The sequence below is a fragment of the Streptomyces sp. SID3212 genome, assembly GCF_009865405.1.
Classification (GTDB): Bacteria; Actinomycetota; Actinomycetes; order Streptomycetales; family Streptomycetaceae; genus Streptomyces.
Genome location: NZ_WWJY01001069.1, coordinates 1 through 310, shown reverse-complemented (window position 1 = coordinate 310; position 310 = coordinate 1). Strand labels below are relative to the sequence as shown.

General features: G+C 75.5%; 1 protein-coding gene. It reads right to left on the bottom strand.

Annotated elements, in window-relative coordinates; genetic code table 11:
• Positions 1 to 130: 130 nt before the first annotated feature.
• Positions 131 to 310, bottom strand: a 180-nt coding sequence (locus GT042_RS39560; protein WP_237531398.1) for a hypothetical protein, incomplete at its 5' end; no start/stop codon positions are given.

The window sequence follows — 310 nt, the reverse complement described above, 5'->3', positions numbered from 1 at the left end:
GGCGAGGGGGTGCGGGGGCGGGGCCGTACGTCTGCCTCTCGGGCGGGGCGCCGACTTGGGCCCTGCGGGCACCTTTCCGGCACCTTTCCGGCACCTTTCCGGCGCGCCTCCGGCACCCCTCCGGCACACGTCACCACACCTCTTTGCTGGACTGCCTGCACATGACCTCGTCCTTGCCTTGTCCTGGCCGCGCCCTGGCCGCGCCCTGGCCGCGAGGGACGGCGGCGCCGGGAGGGCGGGTGTGGTGGGGGGTGAGGGCGTGTTGGTACGGACTCGGCGGAGGGTGCTGAAGGGTGCCGGGGGCCGGGGC